General features: G+C 75.6%; 24 protein-coding genes and 2 tRNA genes. 17 read left to right on the top strand and 9 right to left on the bottom strand.

Annotation, left to right across the window (positions count from 1 at the left end; all coding sequences use genetic code 11):
• Nucleotides 1-181: 181 nt before the first annotated feature.
• The 4 genes from ACI8AD_RS05775 to ACI8AD_RS05760 are packed head-to-tail and all read right to left on the bottom strand — an operon-like array spanning nt 182 to nt 4887.
• Nucleotides 182-1714 (bottom strand): carboxyl transferase domain-containing protein, encoded by a 1533-nt coding sequence (locus tag ACI8AD_RS05775; RefSeq protein WP_456869571.1) that lies wholly within the window; start codon nt 1712-1714, stop codon nt 182-184.
• Nucleotides 1711-2898, bottom strand: a complete 1188-nt coding sequence (locus tag ACI8AD_RS05770) for a CaiB/BaiF CoA transferase family protein (protein ID WP_456869570.1) — start codon at nt 2896-2898, stop codon at nt 1711-1713. Before ACI8AD_RS05770 ends, ACI8AD_RS05775 begins: the two co-directional genes overlap by 4 nt.
• Nucleotides 2899-2914: 16 nt before the next feature.
• Nucleotides 2915-4255, bottom strand: coding sequence for an SLC13 family permease (locus tag ACI8AD_RS05765; RefSeq protein WP_456869569.1), 1341 nt, complete (start codon nt 4253-4255; stop codon nt 2915-2917).
• 38 nt (nt 4256-4293) lie between these two features.
• Nucleotides 4294-4887 carry a 5-formyltetrahydrofolate cyclo-ligase gene (locus ACI8AD_RS05760; protein ID WP_456869568.1) on the bottom strand — a complete coding sequence of 198 codons (594 nt, stop codon included), beginning with the start codon at nt 4885-4887 and terminating at the stop codon, nt 4294-4296.
• A gap of 83 nt (nt 4888-4970) precedes the next feature.
• On the opposite strand from ACI8AD_RS05760, the gene galU reads away from it, so the two are divergent.
• The 7 genes from galU to ACI8AD_RS05725 all read left to right on the top strand — a co-directional run bounded on the left by galU (nt 4971) and on the right by ACI8AD_RS05725 (nt 10439).
• Entirely contained in the window at nt 4971-5885 is a 915-nt protein-coding gene (galU, locus tag ACI8AD_RS05755; RefSeq protein ID WP_456869567.1) for a UTP--glucose-1-phosphate uridylyltransferase GalU, read from the top strand.
• Nucleotides 5886-5917: 32 nt separating this feature from the next.
• Entirely contained in the window at nt 5918-7312 is a 1395-nt protein-coding gene (gene glp, locus ACI8AD_RS05750; protein WP_456869566.1) for a molybdotransferase-like divisome protein Glp, read from the top strand.
• A 1-nt stretch (nt 7313) separates the two neighbouring features.
• Nucleotides 7314-7940, top strand: coding sequence for a GNAT family N-acetyltransferase (locus ACI8AD_RS05745; RefSeq protein WP_456869632.1), 627 nt, complete (start codon nt 7314-7316; stop codon nt 7938-7940).
• Nucleotides 7941-8097: 157 nt separating this feature from the next.
• Nucleotides 8098-8796, top strand: a complete 699-nt coding sequence (gene sepX, locus ACI8AD_RS05740) for a divisome protein SepX/GlpR (RefSeq protein ID WP_456869565.1) — start codon at nt 8098-8100, stop codon at nt 8794-8796.
• Nucleotides 8797-8855: 59 nt separating this feature from the next.
• Nucleotides 8856-8929: transfer RNA gene (locus tag ACI8AD_RS05735), tRNA-Ala, on the top strand.
• Nucleotides 8930-9079: 150 nt separating this feature from the next.
• On the top strand, nt 9080-10186 hold the full coding sequence (locus ACI8AD_RS05730; protein ID WP_456869564.1) for a polyphosphate kinase 2 family protein: 1107 nt from the start codon (nt 9080-9082) through the stop codon (nt 10184-10186).
• Between the two features lie 13 nt (nt 10187-10199).
• Entirely contained in the window at nt 10200-10439 is a 240-nt protein-coding gene (locus ACI8AD_RS05725; protein WP_456869563.1) for a hypothetical protein, read from the top strand.
• On the opposite strand, the gene ACI8AD_RS05720 is transcribed toward ACI8AD_RS05725, so the two are convergent.
• Complete coding sequence (locus tag ACI8AD_RS05720) at nt 10408-11934, bottom strand: dolichyl-phosphate-mannose--protein mannosyltransferase (RefSeq protein WP_456869562.1); 1527 nt, start codon at nt 11932-11934, stop codon at nt 10408-10410. The genes ACI8AD_RS05725 and ACI8AD_RS05720 overlap by 32 nt on opposite strands.
• Before the next feature lie 54 nt (nt 11935-11988).
• Between ACI8AD_RS05720 and rsmI the strand changes: the two genes are divergently transcribed.
• Nucleotides 11989-12828, top strand: a complete 840-nt coding sequence (rsmI, locus tag ACI8AD_RS05715; RefSeq protein WP_456869561.1) for a 16S rRNA (cytidine(1402)-2'-O)-methyltransferase — start codon at nt 11989-11991, stop codon at nt 12826-12828.
• A 107-nt stretch (nt 12829-12935) separates the two neighbouring features.
• Here rsmI and ACI8AD_RS05710 read toward each other — a convergent pair whose 3' ends face one another.
• Both ACI8AD_RS05710 and corA read right to left on the bottom strand, forming a co-directional pair.
• Nucleotides 12936-13769, bottom strand: a complete 834-nt coding sequence (locus ACI8AD_RS05710; protein WP_456869560.1) for a DUF559 domain-containing protein — start codon at nt 13767-13769, stop codon at nt 12936-12938.
• A 255-nt stretch (nt 13770-14024) separates the two neighbouring features.
• A complete protein-coding gene (corA, locus tag ACI8AD_RS05705; protein ID WP_456869559.1) occupies nt 14025-15056 on the bottom strand; it encodes a magnesium/cobalt transporter CorA in 1032 nt (343 codons plus the stop codon).
• Between the two features lie 236 nt (nt 15057-15292).
• Between corA and ACI8AD_RS05700 the strand changes: the two genes are divergently transcribed.
• From ACI8AD_RS05700 to ACI8AD_RS05665, 8 genes are all read left to right on the top strand, one after another.
• Nucleotides 15293-16813, top strand: coding sequence for an amino acid permease (locus ACI8AD_RS05700; protein ID WP_456869558.1), 1521 nt, complete (start codon nt 15293-15295; stop codon nt 16811-16813).
• A 94-nt stretch (nt 16814-16907) separates the two neighbouring features.
• Nucleotides 16908-17519: a hypothetical protein gene (locus ACI8AD_RS05695; protein WP_456869557.1), complete on the top strand. Its 612-nt coding sequence runs from the start codon at nt 16908-16910 to the stop codon at nt 17517-17519.
• 36 nt (nt 17520-17555) lie between these two features.
• The gene (gene metG / locus ACI8AD_RS05690) at nt 17556-19349 is read left to right on the top strand and encodes a methionine--tRNA ligase (protein ID WP_456869556.1); all 1794 of its coding nucleotides are present in this window, start codon (nt 17556-17558) and stop codon (nt 19347-19349) included.
• Nucleotides 19346-20218, top strand: a complete 873-nt coding sequence (locus ACI8AD_RS05685; RefSeq protein WP_456869555.1) for a TatD family hydrolase — start codon at nt 19346-19348, stop codon at nt 20216-20218. Before metG ends, ACI8AD_RS05685 begins: the two co-directional genes overlap by 4 nt.
• Before the next feature lie 45 nt (nt 20219-20263).
• A complete protein-coding gene (locus ACI8AD_RS05680) occupies nt 20264-21103 on the top strand; it encodes a hypothetical protein (protein ID WP_456869554.1) in 840 nt (279 codons plus the stop codon).
• 315 nt (nt 21104-21418) lie between these two features.
• Nucleotides 21419-22522, top strand: a complete 1104-nt coding sequence (locus tag ACI8AD_RS05675) for a ubiquitin-like domain-containing protein (RefSeq protein ID WP_456869553.1) — start codon at nt 21419-21421, stop codon at nt 22520-22522.
• Nucleotides 22479-23387, top strand: coding sequence for a 16S rRNA (adenine(1518)-N(6)/adenine(1519)-N(6))-dimethyltransferase RsmA (rsmA, locus tag ACI8AD_RS05670; protein WP_456869552.1), 909 nt, complete (start codon nt 22479-22481; stop codon nt 23385-23387). Before ACI8AD_RS05675 ends, rsmA begins: the two co-directional genes overlap by 44 nt.
• A gap of 38 nt (nt 23388-23425) precedes the next feature.
• Nucleotides 23426-24385 carry a 4-(cytidine 5'-diphospho)-2-C-methyl-D-erythritol kinase gene (locus tag ACI8AD_RS05665; protein ID WP_456869551.1) on the top strand — a complete coding sequence of 320 codons (960 nt, stop codon included), beginning with the start codon at nt 23426-23428 and terminating at the stop codon, nt 24383-24385.
• Nucleotides 24386-24392: 7 nt separating this feature from the next.
• Here ACI8AD_RS05665 and ACI8AD_RS05660 read toward each other — a convergent pair whose 3' ends face one another.
• Complete coding sequence (locus tag ACI8AD_RS05660) at nt 24393-25016, bottom strand: TetR/AcrR family transcriptional regulator (RefSeq protein WP_456869550.1); 624 nt, start codon at nt 25014-25016, stop codon at nt 24393-24395.
• Nucleotides 25017-25052: 36 nt separating this feature from the next.
• A complete protein-coding gene (locus ACI8AD_RS05655) occupies nt 25053-26036 on the bottom strand; it encodes an acyl-CoA desaturase (protein WP_456869549.1) in 984 nt (327 codons plus the stop codon).
• A gap of 190 nt (nt 26037-26226) precedes the next feature.
• Here ACI8AD_RS05655 and ACI8AD_RS05650 point away from each other — a divergent pair.
• Nucleotides 26227-26299, top strand: a tRNA-Gln gene (locus ACI8AD_RS05650).
• Nucleotides 26300-26350 lie beyond the last annotated feature (51 nt).

Raw genomic sequence — 26350 nt, 5'->3', positions numbered from 1 at the left:
CACCTCTCGGGGCGGTGACCTGCGCGGACGGGTGAGACGCGCCGGACAGGACCGGCGACCGCGCGGACGGTGCCCCGTCGCGTCCTCCCTCACCGTGCGGCGTCCTCCCGCACGTCCCACCGTGAGGGAGGACGCCCCACGATCAGGTCACCTGATCGTGCGCCGCCTCCGCAGGAGCCCGTCAGCGGCCGAGGTGGCGGTACCGGTGCAGCCGGCTGCGGTGCCGCTCGGCGTCCTCGCGGCCGAGCAGGCCGGCCAGCTCGTCGCCGAGCACCCGCCCGAGCCTGCGGCAGAACTCCACCGGCTCGTCGGCGGCGTCGGGCCGCTCGGGCACCACCCGGTCGACGATCCCCGCCCGCCACAGGTCGGTCGCCCGCACGCCCTGCCCGGCGGCCATCTCCGGCGCCCGGTCGACGGTGTGGTGCACGATCGCCGAGGCGCCCTCCGGCGGCAGCGGGCCCAGCCAGCCGTTGGCCGCCGCGAGCACCCGGTCGGCGGGCACCAGCGCCAGTGCGCCGCCGCCGGTGCCCTGGCCGAGCAGCACGGCCAGCGTCGGCGCCCGCAGCGTCACGAGGTCCTCGAGGCAGCGGGCGATCTCCGCGGCCAGCCCGCCCTCCTCGGCCTCCCGGGACAGCGCCGCGCCGGGGGTGTCGATGAGCGTGACCAGCGGCAGGTGCAGCTCGGCGGCCAGCCGCATGCCGCGCCGCGCCTCCCGCAGGGCGGCCGGGCCCAGCGGCGCGGACAGCGACTGCCCGCGCCGGTCCTGGCCGAGCACCACGCACGGCGCGCCGCCGAAGCGGGCCAGCGCCAGCAACAGCCCGGGGTCCTTCTCGCCGGCGCCGGTGCCCGAGAGCCCGACGATGTCGGTGGCCGCCGTGCGCAGCAGCCGCCGCACGCCGGGCCGGTCGCGGCGCCGGGAGGCGGTGACGACGTCCCAGGCGGTGCGCCCGTCTGCACCGTCCACCCCGACCAGCCCCGCGTCGGTGCCGTCCTCGGGCGCGGGCCGCTCGGCGTCGCGGACGTCGAGGTGCCAGGTCCGCCGCGCCGAGAGCACCGACAGCGCGCGGTCGGCGAGGTCGGCGACGTCCTCGTGGGCGACGACGGCGTCGATGAGCCCGCGCCGGGCCAGGTGCTCGGCGGTCTGCACGCCCTCGGGGAACGGCTCGCCGTGCAGCGCCGCGTACACCCGCGGCCCGAGGAAGCCGATCGCGGCCCCCGGCTCGGCGATGGTCACGTGCCCGAGCGACCCCCACGAGGCGAGCACGCCGCCGAACGTCGGGTCGCGCAGGTACACCAGGTAGGGCAGGCCCGCGGCCTTGTGCCGGGCGATCGCGGCGGTGATGCCGATCATCTGCAGGAAGGCGACCGTGCCCTCCTGCATCCGCGTGCCGCCCGACACCGGCGCGGCCAGCAGCGGCAGTCCCTCGTCGGTGGCCCGCTCGACGGCGGCGACCAGCCGCTCGGCGGTGGCGACGCCGATGGAGCCGGCGAGGAAGCCGAACTCCCCGGCGACGACGGCCACCCGCCGCCCGCGCAGCCGGCCCTCCCCGGTGACGACGGCCTCGTCCTGCCGGGACCGCTCGGCGGCCGCGCGCAGCTCCGCGGCGTAGCCGGGGTCGACGTCGCGGGGGCCGATCGGTGTGTCCCAGCTCGTCCAGGACCCCGGGTCGAGGACGAGGTCGCGCAGCGCTCGGGCGTCGAGGCGCCCGCTCACGCCTCCGGCCCGGACAGCCAGGCGCGGACCGCCGCGTCCGAGCCGCCCAGCACCGGGGGCGCGGCGTGCTCGCGGCGGGTGGTCTCGGTCTCGCCGTCGGGGCCGGCGGCGAAGAACCGCAGCGGCGGGCCGGGCAGCTGCAGCCGGCCCAGGGTGGCGTGCTCGACGTCGACGAGCAGGCCCTGCGACAGGGTCTGGTCCCAGCCGTAGACCTCGTCGAGGGTGCGCACCTTGCCGGCCGGGACGCCGGCCTCGGCCAGCCGGGCGAGCAGCTCCTCCGGGCCGGTGTCGGCGAAGGTGCGCTCGAGCAGCTCGATCACCTGCTGCCGGTTGCCCACCCGCTCGTGGTTGGTCGCCATCCCCGGCGCCTCGGGGTCGAGGCCGAACTCGGCGCACAGCCGCCGCCACAGCCCCTCCGACCCGCAGGAGAGCTGCACGCTGCCGCCCTTGCAGTGGAACAGGCCGTACGGCGCGATCGAGGGGTGGTGGTTGCCCTGCGCGCGGCCCACCTGGCCCCCGACGGTCCACGCGGTCCCCTGGAAGGCGTGCACCCCGACGATCGCGGCCAGCAGCGAGGTGCGCACCACCTGGCCGCGGCCGGTCCGCTCCCGCTCCAGCAGCGCCGCCAGCACGCCGTAGGCGCCGTACATGCCGGCCAGCAGGTCACCGATCGGCACGCCGACCCGCTGTGGGTCGTCCGGACCCGACCCGGTCAGCGACATCAGCCCGCCCTCGCCCTGCGCGATCTGGTCGTACCCGGCGCGGCTGCCCTCGGGGCCGTCGTGGCCGAACCCGCTGATCGAGAGGGTGACCAGCCGCGGGTTGAGGCCGGCGAGCACGTCGGTGCCGAAGCCGAGGCGGGCCAGCGTGCCGGGGCGGAAGTTCTCCAGCAGCACGTCGGCGCGGCGCACCAGCTCGCGCAGCAGCTCCTTGTCGCCGTCGTCCTTCAGGTCGAGGGTGACCGACTCCTTGTTCCGGTTGGTCGACAGGAAGTACGTCGACTCCCGGTCGGCCCCCTCCGGCTGGACGAACGGCGGGCCCCAGCCCCGGGTGTCGTCCCCGCTGCCGGGGCTCTCCACCTTGATCACCCGCGCGCCGAGGTCGCCGAGCATCATGCCCGCGTGCGGCCCGGCCAGCGCGCGGGTCAGGTCGACGACGAGGATCCCGTCGAGTGGTCCGGTCATGTGTCCCTCTCCTGTCTCACAGCCAGCTCGGGACGACGACGAAGACCAGCCAGGCCAGCAGCGGCCCGACGGCGACGACGATCCCGGAGTAGGCCAGGATCTGCTTGTAGAAGCGGTCCCGGTCGACGTCCTGCGCGTTGGCCAGGACCAGCGCGCCGTTGGTGGAGAACGGGCTGACGTCCACGATGGTCGAGGCCACGGACAGGGCGACCACCACACCCACCGCGCCGATGTCCCCGGCCTGCAGGAACGGCACCGCGAGCAGGATGGCCACGCCGATGATGGCGGTCGACGACGCGAAGGCCGACACCACCCCGCCGATGTAGCAGAGCAGCAGCGCGATGAGCAGGGGCATGCCGAGCCCGATCACGGCCTCGCCGACGTAGTCGATGGTGCCGGCCTCCTGCAGGACGAAGACGAACGTCAGGACGCCGGCGATGAGCAGGACGGTGGACCAGCTGATCTGGGTGACCGCGCCCTTGTGCTCCTGCGCGGAGAACAGCGCCAGCACGACGGCGACGGTGATCGAGACGAACCCGATGTCGAGGTCGAAGGCGAGGGCCAGGACCGCGACGACGGCCAGCCCGACCAGGGTGAGCACCTGCTCGACGCCGACGGGCTGGGCGACCTCGGGGTGCACGTGCTCGTCGTCGTCCCCTCCGACGCCGGGGCCGGGGGCGGCGCCGTGCCCCCGGACGACGGTGCCGTGGGCGTGCTCGACGTGGGCCAGCGGCTCGGCGGCCACCTTCCGGCCGAGCAGTTGCCGGCCGCCCAGGACGAGGAACAGCACCAGCGCGATGGCCACGTTGAAGAACAGCGCGCCGAGGAAGAGCGCGAGCGGGCTGCTCGGCAGGCCCTCGTCCTCGACGATCGTGTTGACCGTGACGCCGTAGACGCTGATCGGTGAGAAGCCGCCGCCCTGGGCGCCGTGGATGACCATCATGCCCATCAGCAGCGGGCTGATCCCGTGCCGCGCGGCGAAGGTCAGCGCGATCGGCGCGATGATCGCCACCGCGGCGGGGGAGAGCGCGCCGATCGCGGTGAGCAGCGCGGTGACGGCGAACATGATCCAGGGGATGGCCGCGACGTGGCCGCCGACCAGCCGCACCGCCCCGCGGACCAGCAGGTCGACGGTCCCGTTGTTCTGCGCGATGGCGAACAGGTACGTGACGCCGATCAGGGTCAGCACCAGCTCGGCGGGGAAGCCGCCGAGGATCTCCTCGGTGCTCAGCCCGACCGACAGCGTGCCCACGAGGAAGGCGGCGACGAAGGCCAGCGCCCCCATGTTGATGGGCAGGAACGTGGCGATGGCGAAGATGGCGACGAGCGCCAGGATCGAGACGATCTCCGGAGACACGGCGGGCTCCCCTCGACGGCGCCGACCGGCCCACCGTGTCACCTACCGGCGGGTATCTCCTGCCAGCCGCCGGAGGGGGTGACGACGGCGGTCACCGGGCGGTCGTGGGCCAGGGCCGGCAGCCGGTCGACCAGCTCGTCGTCGAAGACCAGCGCCACCACCACCGCGCCCGGGCGCACGTGCTGCAGGGCCCGGTCGTACCAGCCCCCGCCGCGGCCGAGCCGGGTGCCGTCGCGGTCGACGGCCAGCGCCGGCACCACGACGACCTCCGCCGTCCCCACCGCCGTCGGCCCGAGGCGCGGGCCGGCCGGCTCCAGGATCCCGTAGCGGCCCGGCACCAGCCGGCCGGTGTCGACCGCCCAGCGCAGGTCGCTGCCCGACTCGGGCATGACCGGCAGCAGCACCCGGGCGCCGAGCTGGGTGAAGGCGGCCGGCAGCCGCCCGGACCCGGGCTCGGTGTCCTCCGGCACGAAGGCCGCGAGCACGCGCACCCGCGCGAGGCGCGCGAGCAGCGTGCTGGTCACCGCCGCCGCGGCCGTGGCGCGCGCTGCGGGGGTGCGGTGCCGGCGGCCGGCCAGGATCCGGTCCCGCAGGACGGACTTGGCCGCCTCCGCGTCGGACGGTGCGCTCACGGGGGGAGGCTAGAGCTGCGACCGCCCCCGAGGGGGCCGGTAGGAGATCGTCCGGCGCGTGGCCCCTGGTTAGGCTGCCGCGCATGTCGACCCCGCAGCGCCCGGCGCGCAAGGCCGTCATCCCCGTCGCCGGGATGGGCACCCGGTTCCTCCCCGCCACCAAGGCGGTGCCGAAGGAGCTGCTGCCGGTCGTCGACCGCCCGGCGCTGCAGTACATCGTCGAGGAGGCCGCCCGCGCCGGTCTGGCCGAGGTGCTCATGGTCACCGGCCGCAACAAGGCCGCGATCGAGGACTTCTTCGACCGCACCCCCGAGCTCGAGACGGCGCTGGAGAAGAAGGGCGACGCCGGCCGGCTGGCCGCCGTCCAGGAGTCCACCGACGTCGCGCAGGTCCACTTCGTCCGGCAGGGCGAGGCGCGTGGGCTGGGCCACGCGGTGCTGCAGGCCGCCGCCTTCGTCGGCGAGGAGCCCTTCGCCGTGCTGCTCGGCGACGACCTCATCGACGCCCGCGACCACCTGCTCGAGCAGATGCTCGCGGTGCAGGCCGAGCACGGCGGCTCGGTGATCGCGCTGCTCGACGTCGGCCGCGAGAACATCGACAAGTACGGCGCGGTGGCCATCCGGGAGGACACCCAGGAGGGTGTCGTGACCGTCACCGGCCTGGTGGAGAAGCCGCCGGTCGACGAGGCGCCCAGCAGCCTGGCCATCATCGGCCGCTACGTGCTCTCGCCGGAGGTCTTCGGCGTGCTGCGCGAGACCGCTCCCGGCCGCGGCGGGGAGATCCAGCTGACCGACGCGCTGGCCACGCTGGTCGAGCGCGGCGAGCCGCTGCACGGCGTGGTCTTCGACGGCCGCCGCTACGACACCGGCGACAAGCTCGACTACCTCAAGGCGGTCATCCGGCTGGCCGCCGAGCGGGAGGACCTCGGGCCGGCGCTGCGCTCCTGGCTGACCGAGTTCGTGGCCGACCTGCCCGCCGAGGGCGCGTCGCAGGCCTGAGCCGGTCCCCGCAGGGGGGACGATCGGGGGCGATGACCGAGAACGGCACGGGCCGGGGGCCCCGGGACACGACGGCGCTGGACCTCCGCAGCGGGGCCACCGTCGACCCGCCGACGTCCCCGGGCCTGCCGGCGCACGCCACCGCGCAGATCGACCGCGGTGCCGTGCCGCCGCCGCCCGCGCCCGCCGAGCCGGAGACGCCGGTGCTGCGGACGGTGGAGGCCCACCTCGACGAGATCCTCGCCGCGGTGCCCCAGCCCGAGCCGATCGAGCTCGCCGTCCTCGACGCCCAGGGCCTGCTCTGCGCCGAGGACGTGGTCAGCGCCCGCGCGCTGCCCGCCTTCGACCAGGCCGCCCTCGACGGCTACGCCGCCCGCGCCGAGGACGTCGCGGCCGCGACCCCTGACGCGCCGGTCGAGCTCGCCGTCGTCGGGGAGACCGTCGCCGGCGCCGCCACGCCCGCCGCGCTCGCCCCCGGGCTGGCGCAGAAGGTGAGCGCCGGCGCGATGCTGCCCACCGGCGCCGACGTCGTCGTCCCCGGGGTCTGGACCGACGGCGGCGTGGTGCGCGTGCAGGTGCACGCCGGCCCGGAGGCGGGCAGCTACGTCCGCCGCACGGGCGACGACGTCTCGCCCGGCACCGCCGCCGTCTCCGTGGGCACGCCCATCGGGCCGGCGCAGATCAGCCTGCTGGCCGCGGTGGGCCGCGACCGGGTGCAGGTGCGGCCGCGGCCGCGGGTCGCCGTGCTGTCCGCCGGCGGCGAGCTGGTCGACATCACCACCCAGCCGGCGCCCGGGCAGGTGGTCGACGTCAACAGCTACGCGCTGGCCGCCGCCGCCCGTGACGCCGGGGCCGCCGCCTACCGGTGGGGGATCCTGCCCACCGAGCGGCGCCGGCTGACGGAGGTGCTGGAGAGCCAGCTGCTGCGCAGCGACCTGGTGCTGATCGCCGGCACGTTCGCGACCGAGGGCGACCTGGTGCAGGAGGTGCTCGCCGAGCTCGGCCCGATGCACTTCCGTCAGGTGACCATGCACCCCGGTGCCGTGCAGGGCTTCGGCCGGCTGGGCCGCGACGGCGTCCCGGTGATCTGCGTGCCCGGCGAGCCGGTCGCGGCGCTGGTGTCCTTCGAGGTCTTCGTCCGGCCGGCGATCCGCTCGATGCTCGGCAAGCGGCAGCTGTTCCGCCGCACCGTGCAGGCGATCTCCGCCGAGCGGCTGCTCTCGCCGCTGGGCTACCGGCAGTACCTGCACGGCCAGGTCATGCGCCACCCCGACGGCGGCTACGTCGTCGAGCCGCTCGGCGACGGCGACGAGGCGATGCTCGCCCGGATGGCGCGCGCCAACTGCCTGGTCGTCGTCGACGAGGACGTCACCGAGGTCGCCGAGGGCGGGCTGGTGACGGTCATGCCGCTGCTGCTGGGCGGCTGAGCTGGAACCGGCGCCCCACCCCGGCTGGCCGGCCCGGCTGGCCTACGGCCCGGTCGAGCTGGACCCGCTCGGGCGCGGCGACGCGGCGGAGTGGAGCCGGCTGCGGCTGGCCAACGAGTCGTGGCTGCGGCCGTGGGAGCCCACCGCGCCGGTGGCCTGGTCGGTCCGGCACACGCCGGCGGCCTACCGGGCGATGCGCCGCTCGCTGGCCCGCCGCGCCCGGGCGGGGACGTCGATGCCGTTCGCCGTCCGGGTCGAGGGCCGCCTGGCCGGGCAGGTGACCGTGGACAACATCGTCCGCGGCGCGCTGCGCTCGGGGTCGCTGGGCTACTGGATCGACCGCGCCGTCGCCGGGCGGGGGATGGCCTCGCTGGCCGTGGCGCTCGTGTGCGACCACGCGTTCGGCGCCGCCGGACTGCACCGGCTGCAGGCCGACATCCGGCCGGAGAACCGGCCCAGCCAGCGGCTGGTGGAGCGGCTCGGGTTCACCCGCGAGGGCCTGCTGCGCCGCTACCTCGACATCGACGGCGACTGGCGCGACCACTGGTCCTACGCGCTGCTGGCCGAGGACGTCCCCGGCGGGGTGCTCGGCCGCTGGCGGTCCGGGGCGCCCGGCCTACCACGCTGACGCTCGGTGACCGGTCGGCTCCATGTCGACACGCCGCCGTCCCCGCCACTCCCGTCCCACAACACTCCGGCGACACGCCCGCGCGCCTCCCTCTTCCTGGGGATCGACCTGCATAACCTGCCGCGGCAAGTGACTCGTGTGACGGGTGGTGTTCTCGATGGGGTCAGGCGTGCTGCTCGCCGCGCTGGTCGTGCTCTGGTTCGTCGTGCTGGTGCCCATGGTGGTGACCCGCGGTGACTCCTCGACGGCGCGCGCCGAGGTGACCCCCGGCCGGACGCTGCAGCGGCGCCGGGGGAGCGACCCGGTGCGCTCGGCGGCGACCGAGCGGGTGTCGGTGGACCGTGAGCTGCTGCGCAGCACCGGCGAGCTGCGGGTCGACGTGCACGCCGTCCGGCGCCGCACGCTGGCCGGCCTGGTGGCGCTCACGCTGCTGGCGCTGGTCGGTGCCCTGACGCTCACGCCGTGGCTGTGGGTGGCGCAGGGGCTGCTCGACGTCGCCGTCGTCGCCTACCTGGTGGTGCTGCGCGCCGCGGTGCGCCACGAGCAGGCCGCCGCCCGCCGCGCGGCCCGGGCCGCGGCCCGCTCGGCCGCCCGCCCGGCTCCCGCGCCGCGCCGCGCACCGGAGGCGCGTCCCGCCCCGGCGCCGGTGGCCGAGGAGCCGGTGCACTCCACCGTCGGCCTGCCGCACCCGAGCCTGCCGCTCGCGCCGGTGCACCCGCTGCGCCCGGCGCGCGTGGTGGCCGCCCGCACCCCGGCGCCGGCCGGCTGGCAGGACAGCGCCGTCGTCGGCCTGGACGACGACGACATCGGGTTCGCCGAGATCGACTACTACCAGCCGCGGGTGGTCAACGGCTGACGCGGGGCCACCCCCTCCCACGGCACCCGGGCGGCGGCAGGTACTCTCGTCCTCCGTCAGGGGCTGTGGCGCAGTCCGGTAGCGCACCTCGTTCGCATCGAGGGGGTCAGGGGTTCGAATCCCCTCAGCTCCACCCTGAGACCGACGCCGTCGGGGCACCCGCCCCGGCGGCGTCGTCTCGTTCCCGGGCGGCCGTCGCTGGACGGCTTCGCCAGCGCGGGGTCCGCGACTTCGTCACACGTGCGCAGCCGGGCCGGCCGCAGGCGGACCTAGCGTGACCGGCATGGCGGCGCAGCGGACCCCGGTCGCCTCCCTCGCGGAGGCCCAGCCGGTGGAGCTGCACCTCGACGGCGCCTGGCGGGCCGGCGCGCTGCTGGGGTGGCGGCACGACGCCGACGGCCGCTGCCGGGTGCGGGTCCGGGTCGAGCGGGTGGGCGTGCCGCGCGTGGTGTGGGCACCGCTGGAGCTGCTGCGGCTGCCCGCGCCGGCCGGGCCGCCCGACGTCGTGGTGCCGGTCCCGCGCGGGTCCCTGCCGCCGCCGCACCGGGCCGCCGCACCCGCCTCGCGCCCGCGCGGCGCGGGGGGCGCCGACACCGGCCGGTGGACGCCGGGCCGGGCGGTGCCCGACGGGACCGGCGCGCCGCAGCGGCCGCAGACCTGGCGCGAGGACCACCCGTACCCCGAGCTGCTGCGCCGCCGCGACTACGAGCCGCAGCTGTGCCGGCTGCAGCTGGAGCTGCTCAAGCTGCAGCGGCAGGTCGAAGAGCGCCGCCGGCGCGTGGCGATCGTGGTCGAGGGCCGCGACGCCGCGGGCACGAGCGGGTTCGTCCGCTGCATCACCGAGCACCTCGACCCGCGCACCGTCCGGGTGGTCGCGGCGCCGGACCGGCCGCAGGGCCCGGTGCGGCTCTCGCTGGCCCACCTGCCGGCCGCCGGGGAGATCGTGCTGTTCGACCGGTCCTGGTTCGGCCGGCCCGCGGTGGAGGCGGGGACCGGGGACGCCCTCCCGGCGGCGGCCGCCGCGGAGCGCCTGCTCGTGGCCGGCGGCCTGCACCTGGTCAAGCTGTGGTTCGCCGTGTCCCGCGGCGAGCAGCGGACCCGCCTCGCGCTGCGCCGCGACCCGCCGGCGCTCACGGCCGGCGACCTCGCCGTCCTCGACCGCTGGGACGACCACACCCGGGCCGAGCAGGCGGTGCTCGCCACCACCTCGACGCCGTCCGCGCCGTGGACGGTGGTCCGGGCCAACGACCGGCGGCGCGCCCGCCTCGAGGCCGTGCGGCACGTGCTGTCCGTCCTCGACCACCCCGGCCGCCACGACGACGCCGTCGGCGGACCCGACCCGCTGGTCGTCGTGCCGGCACTGCCCCGTGCCGTCCTCGCCCGTTCCTGAGGTGGTCGCGGCGGTGCTGGCCGCCGTGACCGACCGCGATCCCGGGCGGCTGCGCCCGCTGCTGCACCCGTACCTGCACTGGACCGGGCCCGACGGCGCGGTGACCCGCGGCCGGACCCGGGTGCTCGCCCTCCTCGCCGCCGCCCCGGACCCGGACCCTCCGGCGGCCGTGGAGCTGCGCGACGGCCAGGTCTACCGCTGGGTGTGCCGGCCGGGCGGCGTCAGTACCAGGACGGGAACCACATCCGGGTGAGCCACTCGGCGTGCGTCAGCGGCTGCCCGGTGAGCACCGGGTAGAAGAAGGCGAACGTGCCGGCCACCACCGCCACGTAGCCGCTGACCGCCGCCAGGCCGGCGGTGCGGCGCCACGGCGGGTCCGTCGCCCGGCCGAGGACGTCCTGCAGCACGAGGACGACGGCGAGCACGAAGAACGGCAGCACCGGCGCGGTGTAGAACACGAACATCGTGCGCTCGGGGTTGAGGAACCACGTGCCCCAGCCCGCAGCGACCATGACGGCGACCAGGACGGCGGCGGGGTCCCGGCGGGCGACGATGCGCCAGGCGGTCCACACCAGCGCCGGCGCGAACGCCAGCCAGAGGGTCGGCGTCCCGACCATGAGGACGTAGCGGACCACCTGCTCGCCGGCGGCGTCGGTGAGGCCCTGCGGGTTCCACAGCAGGATCGGCCGGCCGTTGACCAGCCAGGTCCAGGGCCCGGACTCCCACGGGTGCGGCGTGGACAGGCCGTTGTGGAACGTCCACCACTCCACGTGCATGTGCCACCACGAGCGCAGCGCGTCGGGGACCCACGGGAACGCCGTCTCCGGGTTGCGCTGCGCCCACCAGCGCCCCTGCGCGGTCTCGCCGAGGAACCACCCGGCGAAGCTGGCGACGTAGGTCAGCACCGGCACCGCGGCCAGCGCCCAGGTGGCGCCGGGCAGGCCGCGGCGCAGCGCCGTCGCCGTCGGGCGGGGGACGCCGGCCTCCCGCCAGGCCGCGCGGTCCCAGAAGAGCGACAGCACGGCGGCGAAGGCGAGGAAGTACAGGCCGCTCCACTTGACCGCGCAGGCGCAGCCGAACAGCAGCCCGGCGGCGATCCGCCAGCCGCGGGGGCCGAGCCGGAAGCCGGTGGCCGGGACCGGCCGGTGCCGCCGCACCCGCTCGCGCACGCGGTCGCGGTCGACGACCAGGCAGGCGACGGCGGCGAGGACGAACACCTGCAGGAAGACGTCGAGCAGGCCGATCCGCGACAGCGTGAAGGCCAGGCCGTCGAGGGCCAGCAGCAGCCCCGCGACGACGCCCAGCAGCGTCGAGCCGGTGACCCGCCGGGCCAGCCGGACCAGCAGGACGACGGCGACCGCCCCGGCCACCGCGGACGGGAACCGCCAGCCCAGGCTGGTGTAGCCGAACACGGCCTCGCCGCCGGCGATCATCCACTTGCCCAGCGGCGGGTGGACGATGAACGTGTAGCCGCGGTTGTACTCGTGGCCCCAGGTCAGCAGGTCCCAGCCCTCGGGCGGGTAGTACGCCTCGTCGAAGAGCAGGGTGTCGGGGTAACTGATGCCGACCAGGCGGCTGACGAGCGTCAGCAGGCCCAGCCCGAGCGCGAGCAGCCAGGACAGCAGGCGGTCGCCGGGCAGCGGCGGGACGCGGTCGACCCGGGGGCGCGGGACCGGTCGACGCCGGGCCGCGCGGGGCCGGTCCTGCGGCGGCCCGGCGTCGGCGCGCTCGGGAGCCAGGACCGCCATGGCCGCCAGGGTAGGTGGACCGCCCGACGGGGCCGGCGTGACAGGCTCGACGGCGTGACCGGACGGCTCGTGCTCGGCGGCGCCCCCCTCGGCCAGCCCGGCGACGTCGGCCCGCGGCTGCGGCAGGTGATGGCCTCGGCCGACGTGCTGGCGGTGGAGGACACCCGGCGGCTGCACCGGCTGGCGGCCGACCTGGAGGTCACGGTGACCGGCCGGGTGGTCACCTTCCACGAGTCGGTGGAGCGTGCGCGGCTGCCCGGGCTGCTCGCGGCGCTCGCCGACGGCGCCACCGTGCTGCTGCTCACCGACGCGGGGATGCCCTCGGTGTCCGACCCCGGCTACACGCTGGTGCGCGCGGCGGTCGACGCCGGCATCGAGGTCACCTCGGTGCCCGGGCCCACGGCGGTGACGACGGCGCTGGCGGTGTCGGGCCTGCCGGTGGACCGGTTCTGCTTCGAGGGCTTCCTGCCGCGGAAGGCGGGGGAGCGCCGCGCGCGGCTGGCGGGGCTGGCCGACGAGCGCCGCACGATGGTCTTCTTCGAGTCCCCGCACCGGCTCGCCGACGCGCTGGCCGACGCCGCGGAGGCCCTCGGCGGGGACCGGGCGGCCGCGGTGTGCCGGGAGCTGACCAAGACGCACGAGGAGGTCCGCCGCGGGTCCCTGGCCGAGCTCGCCGCGTGGGCGGCCGACGGCGTGCGCGGGGAGATCACCGTCGTGGTGGCCGGCGCGGTGCCGCGGCCGGTGTCGCTCTCGCCCGCCGAGCTCGCCGCGCTGGTGGCGGAGGAGGAGGCCGCGGGCGCCGGTCGCAAGGACGCCATCCGCGCCGTGGTCGCCCGCACCGGCCTGCCGCGGCGGACCGTCTACGACGCCGTCGTCGCCGCGAAGCCCACCTGACCCGGCCGTGCCGCCCGGGCGGTGCGTGGCATAGGAAGCTATCTGCACGTTCTCACGCCCCGGACGTGCGGATAGCTTCCCATGCCGCGTCGATCGAGGCGGGGACGTCAGCTCACGCGGAGCTGAGCGGCCCGCATGCGGTAGACCTCGAGGACCCGCCGGCGGACGAGGTCCGGGTCCCGGCGAACGTCGGCGTAGGTGAACCGGAGGACCACCCACCCGTGTGCGGCCAGCGCCGTGTCCCGGGCCAGGTCCCTGCGCCGGTCTTCCGGAGACGTGTGGTGGCGGGCTCCGTCGAGCTCGACCGCCAGCTTGACCTCCGGCCACGCGCGGTCCAGCCGGAAGGTGCCTTCCGGCAACGACAGGCGGTACTGGCCGGTGCTGCGCGGTAGGGAGCGGTGACGGAAAACGCCGAGGACGCCCAGAGCCTCGAGTTCGCTCTCGCAGCCATCGTGCACCAGGTCGATGGCCTGCGCCAGCGTCCTGTGGCCGCCGACGTTCGGACGTTCGGCCAGTGCCCCGATCAGCCCCGCCGCGGTCACGAGGCGCCGGCGGGCCGCATCCAGTACCAGGGGGCGACGTTCGGCGGGAGGCAGGAGCGGCCACGAGTCGACCAGGGAGTGCGCCAGCTCGGTGACGGGTACTCCCCGCCGGAGGACGCACTGCGGCGGCTCTGCACTGAAGCGGAGGCGCCGGTGGACGACGAGGTCCTGGCTGCCGGCTCGGCGGACGCTCTGGTCGACGGTCAGGTGCACGGGACGGCGGAGCTCCACCAGGCCCCACACCGCCAGCGCGGACGTGTGACTGACCGCCGCTCCCGGACCCGCGTGGCACAGGGCGGCGCGGAGGAGCAGGTCGTCGTCCAACCGGTGACCACGTGCGGCGTAGACGTGCGGGAAGACCCGTGTCAGCGTCCCACGCCCGATGAAGCCGTCCAGCACCGTCGCCGGCACGTGCGCGAGCAGTTCCCTACGACTCGCGACGCCTGCGCACTCGGTGAGGACCTCGGTGATCCGCTCTCGCCACTGCACGCGGGGACCGTGCCGGGGCCGTGCCGGCCCACGAGGCTGTTGCAGGGCATCTGTGGACGGGACGTGCTCGTCCACAGGCGGTAGCGCCCCGGCGCGGCATTGGAAGCTATGCGCACGTCTGGGCCCCCGTGACGTGCGAATAGCTTCCAATGCCCGGTCAAGCGGCTACAGCCAGCCGTTGCGCTTGAAGCCGCGGTAGAGCAGAACGCAGGCAACCGCGATGACCGCCAGCACCAGGAAGTAGCCGTAGCGCCAGCGCAGCTCGGGGATGTACTCGAAGTTCATCCCGTAGATGCCGGCGATCGCGGTGGGGACGGCGATGATCCCGGCCCAGGCGGAGATCTTCCGCATGTCCTCGTTGTCGGCCATCGACGTGCGGGCCAGCGAGGCCTGCAGGATCGACGACAGCAGCTCGTCGAGCGCGCCGAGCTGGTCGCGCACCCGGATGGCGTGGTCCTGCACGTCGCGGAAGTAGGAGCGCATGGCGTCGGGGACGACGTCGACCGGCCGCTCGGCCAGCTTCGCCAGCGGCACCTCCAGCGGCGCCACCGCCCGGCGCAGCGACATCAGCTCGCGCTTGAGCTGGTAGAGCCGGCCGATGTCGTCGGTGCGGTGCGGGCTGAACACCGACGCCTCGAGCTCGTCGACGTCGTCCTGCATCGCGGCCACCACCTCGACGAAGGCGTCGACGACGAGGTCGGCCACCGCGTAGAGGACCGCGGCCGGGCCGAGGCACAGCAGGTCGCGCTGCTCCTCCATCCGGTGCCGCAGGTCGGCGAGGTCGCCGTGCTCGCCGTGCCGCACGGTGATCACGTAGTCGCGGCCGAGGAAGACCATCACCTCGCCGGTCCCGACCACCTCGCTGGTCGAGGTCAGCTCCTCGTGCTCCACGTAGGTCGCCGTCTTGAGCACCATGAACAGGTCGTCGTCGTAGCGCTCGAGCTTGGGGCGCTGGTGGGCGTAGACGGCGTCCTCCACCGCCAGCGGGTGCAGTCCGTAGCGCTCGGCGATCCGCCCCAGCTCGGCCTCGGTCGGCTCGAACAGCCCCAGCCAGACGAAGCCGCCGCGCTCGGCGGCGGTCGCCAGCGCCTCGCCCGGGTCCACCGGCGGCTGGCGGTGGCCGTCGACGTACACGGCGCAGTCGACGACCGCCGGCACACCCGCCGGCCGGGCGGCGCTCTCGCGCGGCGCCCCCATCGGCCGCGGCCGTGCCATGGGCAGCGGCGGCCCCAGCGGCCCCGGCGGTGGCCCCGGCGGTGGCCCCGGCGGTGGCCCCGGCGACGTCGCCGGACGTGGATCGGCCACGGGCGCACCTCCTCCGATCCGCCCGCGAGGGCGGGCGAGGGAAGCGTAGGCGTGCGAGCGCCCGCCCCCCGTGCCACGCTCCCCGGAGGACGGAACCGCACCGACCGCCGCACCAGCAGGGGGACGCCGTGGCCGACACCGCACGCCGGATCAAGTCCGTCGAGGACTCCATCCGCGACACCGAGGAACCCGAACACCGGCTGAAGAAGAACCTGTCGGGTCTCGACCTCGCCGTCTTCGGCGTCGGCGTCATCATCGGGACCGGGATCTTCGTGCTCACCGGCGAGGTCGCGAAGACCACCGCCGGGCCGGCCGTGGCGATCTCCTTCGTCATCGCCGGCGTCGTCTGCGCGCTCGCGGCGATCTGCTACGCGGAGTTCGCCTCGACGGTCCCGGTGGCGGGGTCGGCCTACACCTTCTCCTACGCCACCATGGGGGAGCTGGTGGCCTGGATCATCGGCTGGGACCTGGTGCTCGAGCTGGCCCTCGGCGCGGCGACGGTCTCGGTCGGCTGGTCGGGCTACCTCAACCAGCTGCTCGGCGACCTCGGCGTCGCGCTGCCGACCTCCATCGCGGGGGAGACGGCGACGGTCAACATCCCGGCGATCTTCATCGCGCTGCTGATGACCGCGGTGCTCGTGCTGGGGATCAAGCTGTCGTCGCGGGTGACCAGCGTGATCGTGGCGATCAAGGTCGCGATCGTCCTGCTGGTCATCGTGCTCGGCCTCTTCTACCTGACGGCGGACAACTACACGCCCTTCGTCCCGCCGGCCGAGCCCGCGGCCGAGGGGGAGGGCGGCTGGCACGCCCCGCTCATCCAGCTCCTGGGCTTCAGCCAGGGCACCTTCGGCTGGGGCGGGGTCATCGCCGGCGCGTCGATCGTGTTCTTCGCCTTCATCGGCTTCGACATCGTCGCCACCGCGGCCGAGGAGACGAGGAACCCGCGCAAGGACCTGCCGCGCGGCATCATCGGCTCGCTGGTGATCTGCACGCTGCTCTACGTCGCGGTCTCCCTCGTCGTCGTCGGCATGCAGCCCTACACCGAGCTGTCCACCGAGGCGCCGCTGGCCGAGGCCTTCAGCAGCGTGGGGCTCTCGTTCGTCTCCAGCGTCATCTCGCTGGGCGCCCTCGCCGGCCTGACGTCGGTCGTCATGATCCTCATGCTCGGCCAGTCGCGGGTGCTGTTCGCCATGAGCCGCGACCACCTGCTGCCGCCGGCGATGGCGACCGTCCACCCCCGCTACGGCACCCCGTACAAGATCAGCATCGGCACCGGGATCTTCGTCGCCCTGCTCGCCGGGTTCCTGCCGCTGGGCACGCTCGCCGAACTGGTCAACATCGGCACGCTGTTCGCCTTCGTGCTCGTCTCGATCGCCGTCATCGTGCTGCGGCGCACCCGGCCCGACCTGCACCGCGCCTTCCGCGTGCCGCTGGTGCCGTTCGTGCCGATCCTCTCGGCGCTGGCCTGCATCTACCTGATGCTCAACCTCCCGGCCGACACCTGGGTGCGCTTCGCCGTCTGGATGGCGCTGGGCTTCGTCATCTACTACGCCTACGGGCGCCGCCACAGCCGCCTGGCCGGCGCCGAGGGCGAGGCCGCCGCCGCGCGGGCCGCCGCCGACCGGGAGGCCCGCCGCAGCGTCCGCTGACCCGGAGGGGTGAGGCCGCTCCGCCCGGACTCCAGCGCGCGGGCGCGCGCGACGACCTGACCGGTGACCGACGTCCCCGGCCAGGAGCAGATCCGTGGCGACCAGCGTCCTCGACGCCCCCCTCCCGACCCGCGTGCCCGGGCACCCCGCCCGGTGGCCGGTGACGGTCCTGCTGCTGGCGGCCGTCTCCGTCCTGCAGGCCCTCGCCCTGCTCGCCGCGGGGCTCACCGGCCTCGACGGGCTGATGACGGCGACCCCGCGGCCCTCCGGGGTGCTCGTCGCCGCCGTCCTCGGCGGGCTGGCCGGCTGGATCGTGCTGTGCGCGGCCGGCGGGCTGGCCGTCCTCGACGGCTCCGGCCGGCGGCTCCCGGCCGGCGTCGCCGGCGCCGAGCTGCTGCTGGTCGCCGGGCTCACCGTCGCCGCCGGGACGACGTCCCTCGACCCGCCGACGACGCTGCCGCTGCCCGCGCTGGCGCTGCTGGCCCTCGCCGTCCCGGTGGGCAAGCTGCTGCTGGTGTCGGCGCCCACGACCGTGGCCTGGGCGGCCGCCGCCCCGCCGCGGGGCCGTCCCCGGCCGGCCCCGGTGGCCCACCCGCGGCTGCGGCTGGCGACCGCCGCCCTCGTCGGCGTGGCCCTCGGCGCCCTCGCCCTGACCACCCCGGTGGGCGGCGAGCCGCCGGCTCCGGCCGCCGTCTCCGGTCACTGACCGACCCGGCCGACCCGGCTCACTACGCTCGGCGGTGTGAGTGATCGGCACATCCTGACCGCGGTGGCCTGGCCCTACGCCAACGGCCCCCGGCACATCGGCCACGTCTCCGGCTTCGGCGTCCCCTCCGACGTCTTCAGCCGCTACCACCGGATGGCCGGTGACCGGGTCCTCATGGTCAGCGGCACCGACGAGCACGGGACCCCGATCACCGTCGCCGCCGACGCCGAGGGGGTGACGCCGCGCGAGATCGCCGACCGCAACAACCGGGTCATCGTCGGCGACCTGCAGGCGTTGGGCCTGTCCTACGACCTGTTCACCCGCACCACGACGGTCAACCACGCGCGGGTCAGCCAGGAGATCTTCCTCGGGCTGCTCAAGAACGGGTACGTCTTCCCGCAGACGACGCTGGGCGCCATCAGCCCGTCGACCGGCCGCACCCTGCCCGACCGCTACATCGAGGGCACCTGCCCCATCTGCGGCTACGACGGCGCCCGCGGCGACCAGTGCGACAACTGCGGCAACCAGCTCGACCCCACCGACCTGATCAACCCGGTCAGCCGGATCAACGGCGAGACGCCGCGCTTCGTCGAGAGCGAGCACTACTTCCTCGACCTGCCCGCCTTCACCCGGGCCCTCGGCGACTGGCTGGCCACCCGCGGCAGCTGGCGGCCCAACGTCCTCAACTTCAGCCGGAACCTGCTCGAGGACCTCAAGCCGCGCAGCTACACCCGCGACATCGACTGGGGCGTGCCGGTGCCGCTCGACGGCTGGCGCGACCGGCCCGACAAGCGCATCTACGTGTGGTTCGACGCCGTCGTCGGCTACCTGTCGGCGTCCATCGAGTGGGCCCGCCGCTCCGGCGACCCCGAGGCGTGGCGGCAGTGGTGGCAGACGCCGGACTCCGACGCCTACTACTTCATGGGCAAGGACAACATCGTCTTCCACGCCGAGATCTGGCCCGCGCAGCTGCTGGGCTACAACGGCGAGGGCGACCGCGGCGGCTCGCCGGGTCCGCTGGGCCGGCTCAACCTGCCCACCGAGGTGGTCTCCAGCGAGTTCCTCACCATGGAGGGCCGCAAGTTCTCCTCCTCGCGGCAGGTGGTCATCTACGTCCGCGACTTCCTCGCCCGCTACGACGCCGACGCGCTGCGCTACTTCATCGCCGTCGCCGGGCCCGAGACGCAGGACACCGACTTCACCTGGTCGGAGTTCAAGCGCCGCAACAACGACGAGCTGGTCGCCGGCTGGGGCAACCTGGTCAACCGCACCGTGTCGCTCGCGGCCAAGAACGTCGGCGCCGTCCCCACGCCGGGCGAGCTGACCGACGCCGACCGCGCGCTGCTGCAGGCGACCCGGGGTGCGTTCGCGCCGATCGGGGACCTGCTGGCCCGCAACCGGCAGAAGGCGGCGGCCACCGAGGCCATGCGGGTGGTCGGCGAGGCCAACAAGTACCTGTCCGACCAGGCGCCGTGGAAGCTCAAGGAGGACCCGGCCCGCCGCGACACCGTGCTGCACACGGCGCTGCAGGCGGTCAGCGACTGCAACGCGCTGCTCACCCCGTTCCTCCCGCACTCCGCGCAGAAGGTGCACGAGCTGCTCGGCGGGACCGGCGTGTGGTCGCCGGCGCCGCGCGTCGACGAGGTCACCGACCTCGACGACGGCTCGCCGTACCCGGTCATCACCGGCGACTACGACGCCGCGCAGGCGGTCTGGGCCTCCCGCCCGCTGTCCCCGGGGGTGCCGCTGAGCCCGCCCACGCCGGTGTTCAGGAAGCTCGACGAGTCGATCGTCGCCGACGAGCTGCGTCGGCTGGACGAGGGCGAGTGAGCCGCTCGGCGAGTGCCCGCGCCAACCGGCGGGGCGAGCCCCCGCCGTCCCCGGAGCCGCTGCCCGCGCCGGCCGTCGACAGCCACACCCACCTCGACATCGTGCTGTCCGGCTTCCGCAGCGACGAGCCCGTCGACGACGACGCCGTCGACGCGGAGATCGCCGCCGCGGCCGCCGTCGGGGTGCCGCGGCTGGTGCAGGTCGGCGTCGACGTGCCCTCCTCGCGGTGGTCGGCGGGGCTCGCGGCGCGCCACGGCAACGTGCTCGCCGCCGTCGCCGTGCACCCCAACGAGGCCGGCACCGGAGCGGCGACCGACGACGCCCTCGCCGAGATCGACCGGCTCGCGGCGATGCCCCGGGTGCGCGCGGTGGGGGAGACCGGCCTCGACCGGTACCGCACCGGACCGGAGGGCTGGGCGGCGCAGGAGGCGTCGTTCCGCGCCCACGTCCGGATCGCCAAGGAGCGCGGCGTCGCGCTGGTCGTCCACGATCGCGACGCCCACGAGGAGATCCTCCGCGTCCTGGACGACGAAGGGGCCCCCGAGCACACCGTCTTCCACTGCTTCTCCGGCGACGCGGCCTTCGCGCGGGCCTGCGTCGAGCGCGGCCACGTGCTGTCCTTCGCCGGCACGCTGACCTTCGGCAACGCCGGCTACCTGCGCGAGGCCGCGGCGCTGACGCCGCTGGAGCAGCTGCTCGTCGAGACCGACTCGCCGTTCCTCACGCCCGTCCCGCACCGCGGCCGGCCCAACGCCTCCCGGCTGGTGCCGCACACCGTCCGGGCTCTGGCCGAGGTCACCGGGGTGGAGCTCGCGCAGCTGTGCGACGCCCTGACCGCGAACGCCGAGCGGGTCTTCGGCAGCTGGTAGCACCGAGCGGACCGGTGCGGCCCCCGGGCGAGGCACACTGTCTGTGTGGGCCGCCTCATCGCCGTCGTCCTCTTCATCGCCGTCCTCGTGCCCGGCGTGCTGCTGGCGCGGGCGTGGGCGCTGGCCTCGGGCCGCCGCGCGGTCGCCTCGGCCGCCGTCGACTTCACCACCCCCACCCGCGAGGGCGTGGCCACCGTGCAGCGGCAGGCCCAGCACGGCCGCCGGGTGCGGCGGGTCGGCCTGCTCCTCGGGCTGGTCGCCGTCGTGGCCAGCGTCGTGGTGTTCGCCGAGGCGTCGGTCTTCCTGTGGCTGCCGGCCCTGGTCGCCGGCCTGCTCGCCGGCGTGGTGCTCGCCGAGGCCACCCGCCCGCGCCCGCGCTGGCGGCTGTCCGAGCCCGCGCGCCGGCCGCGCCGCAGCGAGCAGATCTCGCTGTGGCTGCTCTGGACGATGCGCGCCGTCGTCGTCGCCGAGATCGCCGTCGCGGTCTTCATGTGGCAGCGCGGGGAGCTGTCGGACCCGGTCGGCTGGACCGCCGTCGCCGTCCCGCTCGTCGCCTGGCTGCTCGCCGAGGTGGCGCTGCTGCGGGTGCTCCTCCGGCCGCTGCCGGCCGACGGCGCCGACGTCCCCGTCGACGAGGCGCTGCGCACCTGGACGGCCCACCTGGTGAGCGCGGCGACGAGCGTGCTGGCCCTGCTGCCGCTGGGCACGCTGCTGCTGGTCGGGGGCATCGACCTCGGCGACCGGGTGACCGAGCGCGTCGACCTGGTACCGGTCGCCCTGGTGGCCGGCGGGTTCGCGGGGCTCGCGGCCGGTCTCGCCGTGGCCGGCTTCCTGCTCACCTGGCTGCGGCCGGTGCAGATCAGCGAGCGCGCCCTCGCCGGCTGACCTCCCCGGTCGCCCGACCGGGTGGACCGCGGGTGAGCTCGCTCACCTGGTAGCCGCACCGAACACAGTCGTCACACACGTCACGGACGGCGCGCCCGTCACTGACCGTGTCGGCGCGGCGCCGTATCGACATCTCGGCCCGGTGGTTGACTCCGCACGCACCGAAGCCACCCGCACCGCGCTCGTTATCGTGTCGTGACCGACCTCCGGGATGGGGACCCACCCGGGCGGCTCCCACGGCCCCGGGGTCCCCCTGGCGCCGGCTGCCGCCTGCGCGTGGATCGCCGCTCCGGTCCCCCTCCCCGTGAGAGAACCGTGCCCCGAACGCTGAAGCTCGCCCTCTTCGCCCTGGTCCTGACCGGACTGGTGGGCGGCTCGCTCGCGTGGTTCGCCGCGCAGAAGTCGCTCACCCTCACCGTCGACGGGCAGGCCCGCGAGGTCCGCACGTACGCCGACACCGTGGGCGAGGTGCTGGCGGAGGAGGGTCTGGAGACGCAGTCGCACGACGTCGTCCTGCCCGCGGCCGACGCCGAGGTGGGCGACGGCGACACCGTGGTGGTCAACCGCGCCCGCCCGCTGCAGCTCACCGTCGACGGTGTCAGCAGCGAGGTCTACGTGACCGCGCTGTCGGTCGACGAGGCGCTCGAGCAGCTCGGCTACCGCTCCGAGGGGATGGTCCTGTCGGCCAGCCGCAGCGAGCGGCTCCCGCTCGACGGCATGTCGCTGTCGATCAGCACGCCCAAGGACGTCACCCTCGTCGTCGACGGCGCCACCCGCGTGGTCACCACCACCGCCGCCACCGCCGGTGACCTCCTGGCGGAGCAGGGCGTGACCCTCGGCGAGCACGACCGCACCAGCCTCTACCCGAGCCAGCCGCTGCTGGCCGCCATGCACCTGCAGGTCTTCCGCGTGCAGGTCACCGAGCAGGTCGTCACCACCCCCGTGCCGCACCGCACCGTCGAGACCGAGGACCCCGAGGCCCTCGAGGGCGAGGAGACGATCACGCAACGGGGCGTGGACGGCGAGCAGGCCACCACCTTCCGGGTCACCGTCGTCGACGGCGTGGAGACCGCCCGCGAGCAGCTGGCCACCAGCGTCACCGTCCCGCCGGTCGACGAGCTGGTCAGCGTCGGCACCAAGGAGCGCCCGGCGCCCTCGGGCGGGGTCCCGGCCACCGCCGACGGGCTCAACTGGGCGGCCCTGGCGCAGTGCGAGTCCGGCGGCCGGCCGAACGCGGTCAGCGCCACCGGCAAGTACCACGGTCTCTACCAGTTCTCGGTCGGCACGTGGCAGGCGGTCGGCGGCACCGGCCTGCCCTCGCAGGCCTCGCCCGAGGAGCAGACGATGCGCGCCCAGATGCTCTACGCCCGCTCCGGTGCTGGCCAGTGGCCGCACTGCGGGCCGCGGCTGTTCAGCTGAGGTCCACCCGCTGAGCACCCCCGAGCAGACCGACGGGCTGCTGGGCCCGGCCGCCATCCGCGACCTGGCCCAGCAGCTCGACCTGCGCCCGACCAAGACCCTCGGACAGAACTTCCTGCACGACGCCAACACCATCCGGCGGATCGTGCGGACCGCGGGGCTGCGGCCCGACGACGTCGTCCTCGAGGTCGGCCCCGGCCTCGGCTCGCTGACCCTCGGCCTGCTGCCCGCCGCCGCGGCCGTCACCGCCGTGGAGATCGACCCCCGGCTGGCCGCCCGGCTGCCGGCCACGGTGGCCGAGCGGAGGCCGGACCTGGCCGGCCGGCTGACCGTCGTCGAGGCCGACGCGCTCCGGCTCACCGACCTGCCGGGACCCCCTCCCACGGCGCTGGTGGCCAACCTGCCGTACAACGTGGCCGTGCCCGTGCTGCTGCACCTGCTGGAGCTGCTGCCCTCCCTGCGGCGCGCCCTGGTGCTCGTGCAGGCCGAGGTGGCCGAGCGGCTGGCCGCCCCGCCCGGCAGCCCCGCCTACGGCGTCCCGTCGGTGAAGGCCGCCTGGTACGGCACCGCCCGCCGCGCCGGCAACGTCGGCCGCCGCGTCTTCTGGCCCGAGCCCAACGTCGACTCCGGCCTGGTCGCCCTCGACCGGCACGACCCGCCGCCCGGCGACCGCGCCGCCACCTTCGCCGTCGTCGACGCCGCCTTCGGCATGCGCCGCAAGGGGCTGCGCGCCGCCCTCGCCGGCTGGGCGGGCAGCCCGGCCGCCGCCGAGGCGCGGCTGCGCGCGGCCGGCATCGACCCGGCCACCCGCGGTGAGCGGCTGTCGGTGGCCGACTTCGCCCGGCTGGCGGCGACCGCACCGTGAGCCGGTCGTCGTGAGCTGGTCGTCGTGAGCTGGTCGTCGTGAGCTGGTCCTCGCCCGGCGGCGCCGGGCACAGCCGGGTCGACGGCGCGGTCACCGCCCACGCGCCGGCCAAGGTCAACGTCTCCCTCGCCGTCGGCCCGCTGCGCGACGACGGGTTCCACGACCTGCAGACGGTGTACCTGGCCGTGTCGCTGCTCGACACCGTCACCGTGCGCCGTGGCGAGGGCCTGTCGGTCGCGGTGAGCGGCGAGGGCACCGGTGGCCCCGACCCGGTGCCCACCGACCGGCGCAACCTCGTCTGGCAGGCCGCCGAGCTGCTCGCCGAGCACGCCGGCGTGGCCGCCGACGCCGCGATCGAGGTGCACAAGACGATCCCGGCCGCCGCGGGGCTCGCCGGCGGCAGCGCCGACGCCGCGGCCACCCTGGTCGCGCTCGACGCGCTGTGGGGGACCCACGCCACCCGCGGCGACCTCACCGGCCTGGCCGCCCGCCTCGGCAGCGACGTCCCCTTCAGCCTGGCCGGCGGGGTGGCGCTGGGCAGCGGCCGCGGCGAGCTGCTCACGCCCGTGCTGGCCCGCCGGCAGTGGCACTGGGTGCTCGGCATCGCCGACGGCGGCCTGTCCACCCCCGCCGTCTACGCCGAGCTCGACCGGCTGCGTGCCGCGGGCCGGGTGCCCGACGGGACGAGCGCGCCCCCGTCGGAGCCGGTGCTCGCCGCGCTGCGCAGCGGGCCGGCCCCCGCGCTGGCCGCCGCGCTGGCCAACGACCTGCAACCCGCGGCGCTCTCGCTGCGCCCGTCGCTGCGGCGCGCGCTGCGGGCGGCCACCGGCGCCGGCGCGGCGGCCGCGCTGGTCAGCGGCTCCGGGCCCACCGTGGCCGCCCTCGCCGACGACGAGGACGCCGCGCTGCGGCTGGCCGCCGCCCTGGCGGGGGAGGGCGTGTTCCGCACCGTGCGGGTGGTGCACGGGCCGGTGCCGGGCGCGCGCCTGGTCGGCTGAGGGCCCCTCAGGCCCGGCCGGGACCGGTCGTGCGCAGCGTGGGCCAGGGGTCGAGGCGGGACAGGCCGGAGAACGCGAGGTCCACCAGCCGCGCGGCGACCTCCTCCTTGGCGGGGGAGCGGTGCTCGAGCCACCACTGGCCGACCAGCGCCACCATGCCGACCAGCGCGGAGCTGTAGAGCCCGGCCAGCGCGGGGTCGTAGCCGCGGCCGGCGAACTGCCCGGCCAGGATGTGCTCGACCCGGCGGGCGAGCTCGCCGAGCAGCGAGGAGTAGGTGCCCGAGCCCGGCACGTCGCGGGAGAGCACCCGGAAGCCCTCGGTGTCGTCCTCGACGTAGTCCAGCAGCACCAGCGCCGCGCGCTCCAGCAGCGTCCGCGGCCCGCCCTCCTGCGCCAGGGCCGCGGTGAACCGGCTCAGCAGCTGCTGCATCTCCCGGTCGACGACGGCGGCGTAGAGACCCTCCTTGCCGCCGAAGTGCTCGTAGACGACGGGCTTGCTCACCTCCGCGCGGACTGCGAGCTCCTCGATCGACGTCGCGTCGTAGCCGCGCTCAGCGAACACGGCACGGCCGACCGCGACCAGCTGCTCCCGCCGCTGCGCGGCGCTCATCCGCACGCGTGGCCGGGGCACGCGGTCCCCGGGGGACACCGTTGTCCTGCCGGCCCGTCAGGCCGCGGCCGGCTCGGCCGCCTGCCGCTTGGCGGCCAGGCGCACCGGGTCCGGCCACTTCACCGAGTGTGCCCAGCCGAGCTTCTCGAAGACCCAGATGACGCGGGCGCTGATGTCGACCTGCCCGCGCAGCACGCCGTGCCGGGCGCAAGTGGGGTCGGCGTGGTGCAGGTTGTGCCAGGACTCCCCGGCGCTGAGGACGGCCAGCGGCCAGAAGTTGGTGGCGCGGTCGCGCGAGGCGAAGGGCCGGCTGCCCACCACGTGGCAGATCGAGTTGATCGACCAGGTGACGTGGTGCAGCAGGCCGGTGCGCACCAGGCCGGCCCAGAAGAAGGCGGTCCAGGCGCCCATCCAGCTCTGCGTCACCAGGCCGCCGATCACGGCCGGGAGGGCGAGGCTGAGGAACGCCCACAGGCTGAACAGCCGGCTGGTGATCCGCAGGCCGCGGTCCTTCAGCAGGTCGGGGGCGTAGCGGGCGGCGTTGGTCTGCCTCCGGTCGAACAGCCAGCCCAGGTGGGCGTGCCACATGCCCTTGAGCAGCGCCCGGGCGTCGGTGCCGTAGCGCCACGGCGAGTGCGGGTCGCCCTCGCGGTCGGAGAACGCGTGGTGCCGCCGGTGGTCGGCCACCCACTGCACCACCGGGCCCTGGACCGCCATGCACCCGACGACCGCCAGCGCGATGCGCAGCGGCCGCCTCGCCTTGAACGAGCCGTGGGTGAAGTAGCGGTGGTAGCCCACCGTCACCCCGAGCAGCGGGACGAAGTAGAAGGCGGCGAACAGCGCGACGTCGAGCCAGGACAGCCCCCAGCCCCACACGACCGGGACGATGGCCGCCAGTGCGACGAAGGGGACGACGACGAAGACGTAGAGGACCAGCTGCTCGAGGTGGCCCTTCTCCTTGCCGTAGGCGTTCGCCGGGAGGCCGGCGTCGGGATCGGCGGGTCGGAAGGCCGTCGGCCGGGTCAGGGAGGGGGCGGACACGAGCGGGGAGCCTCCAGGAGTGGGGTCCGTCGCGGGTCGCGCGTCTGCTGCACGACCGGCGGCTGGGTGGTGCGTAACCTACGTCACCGTAGGGAGACGCGCCGCCCGGGCCCGGTCCGGGGAGGCGTGCCCGCCCCCGGCACGGCCCCTAGGCTCGGGCCGGCGGTGCCGTGCGGGGACGGTGCCGCGGTGGGGGATGGGGTAATCGGCAGCCCGCCGGCCTTTGGAGCCGGGAGGTCTCGGTTCGAGTCCGAGTCCCCCAGCAGCGTCCCCCTGCCGCCGTCCCCCCAGCCGCGTTCCGAGCAGCGCCGGTG

The organism is Geodermatophilus sp. SYSU D00766 (genome assembly GCF_054049915.1).
This window is presented reverse-complemented; position numbering and strand designations above follow the sequence as displayed.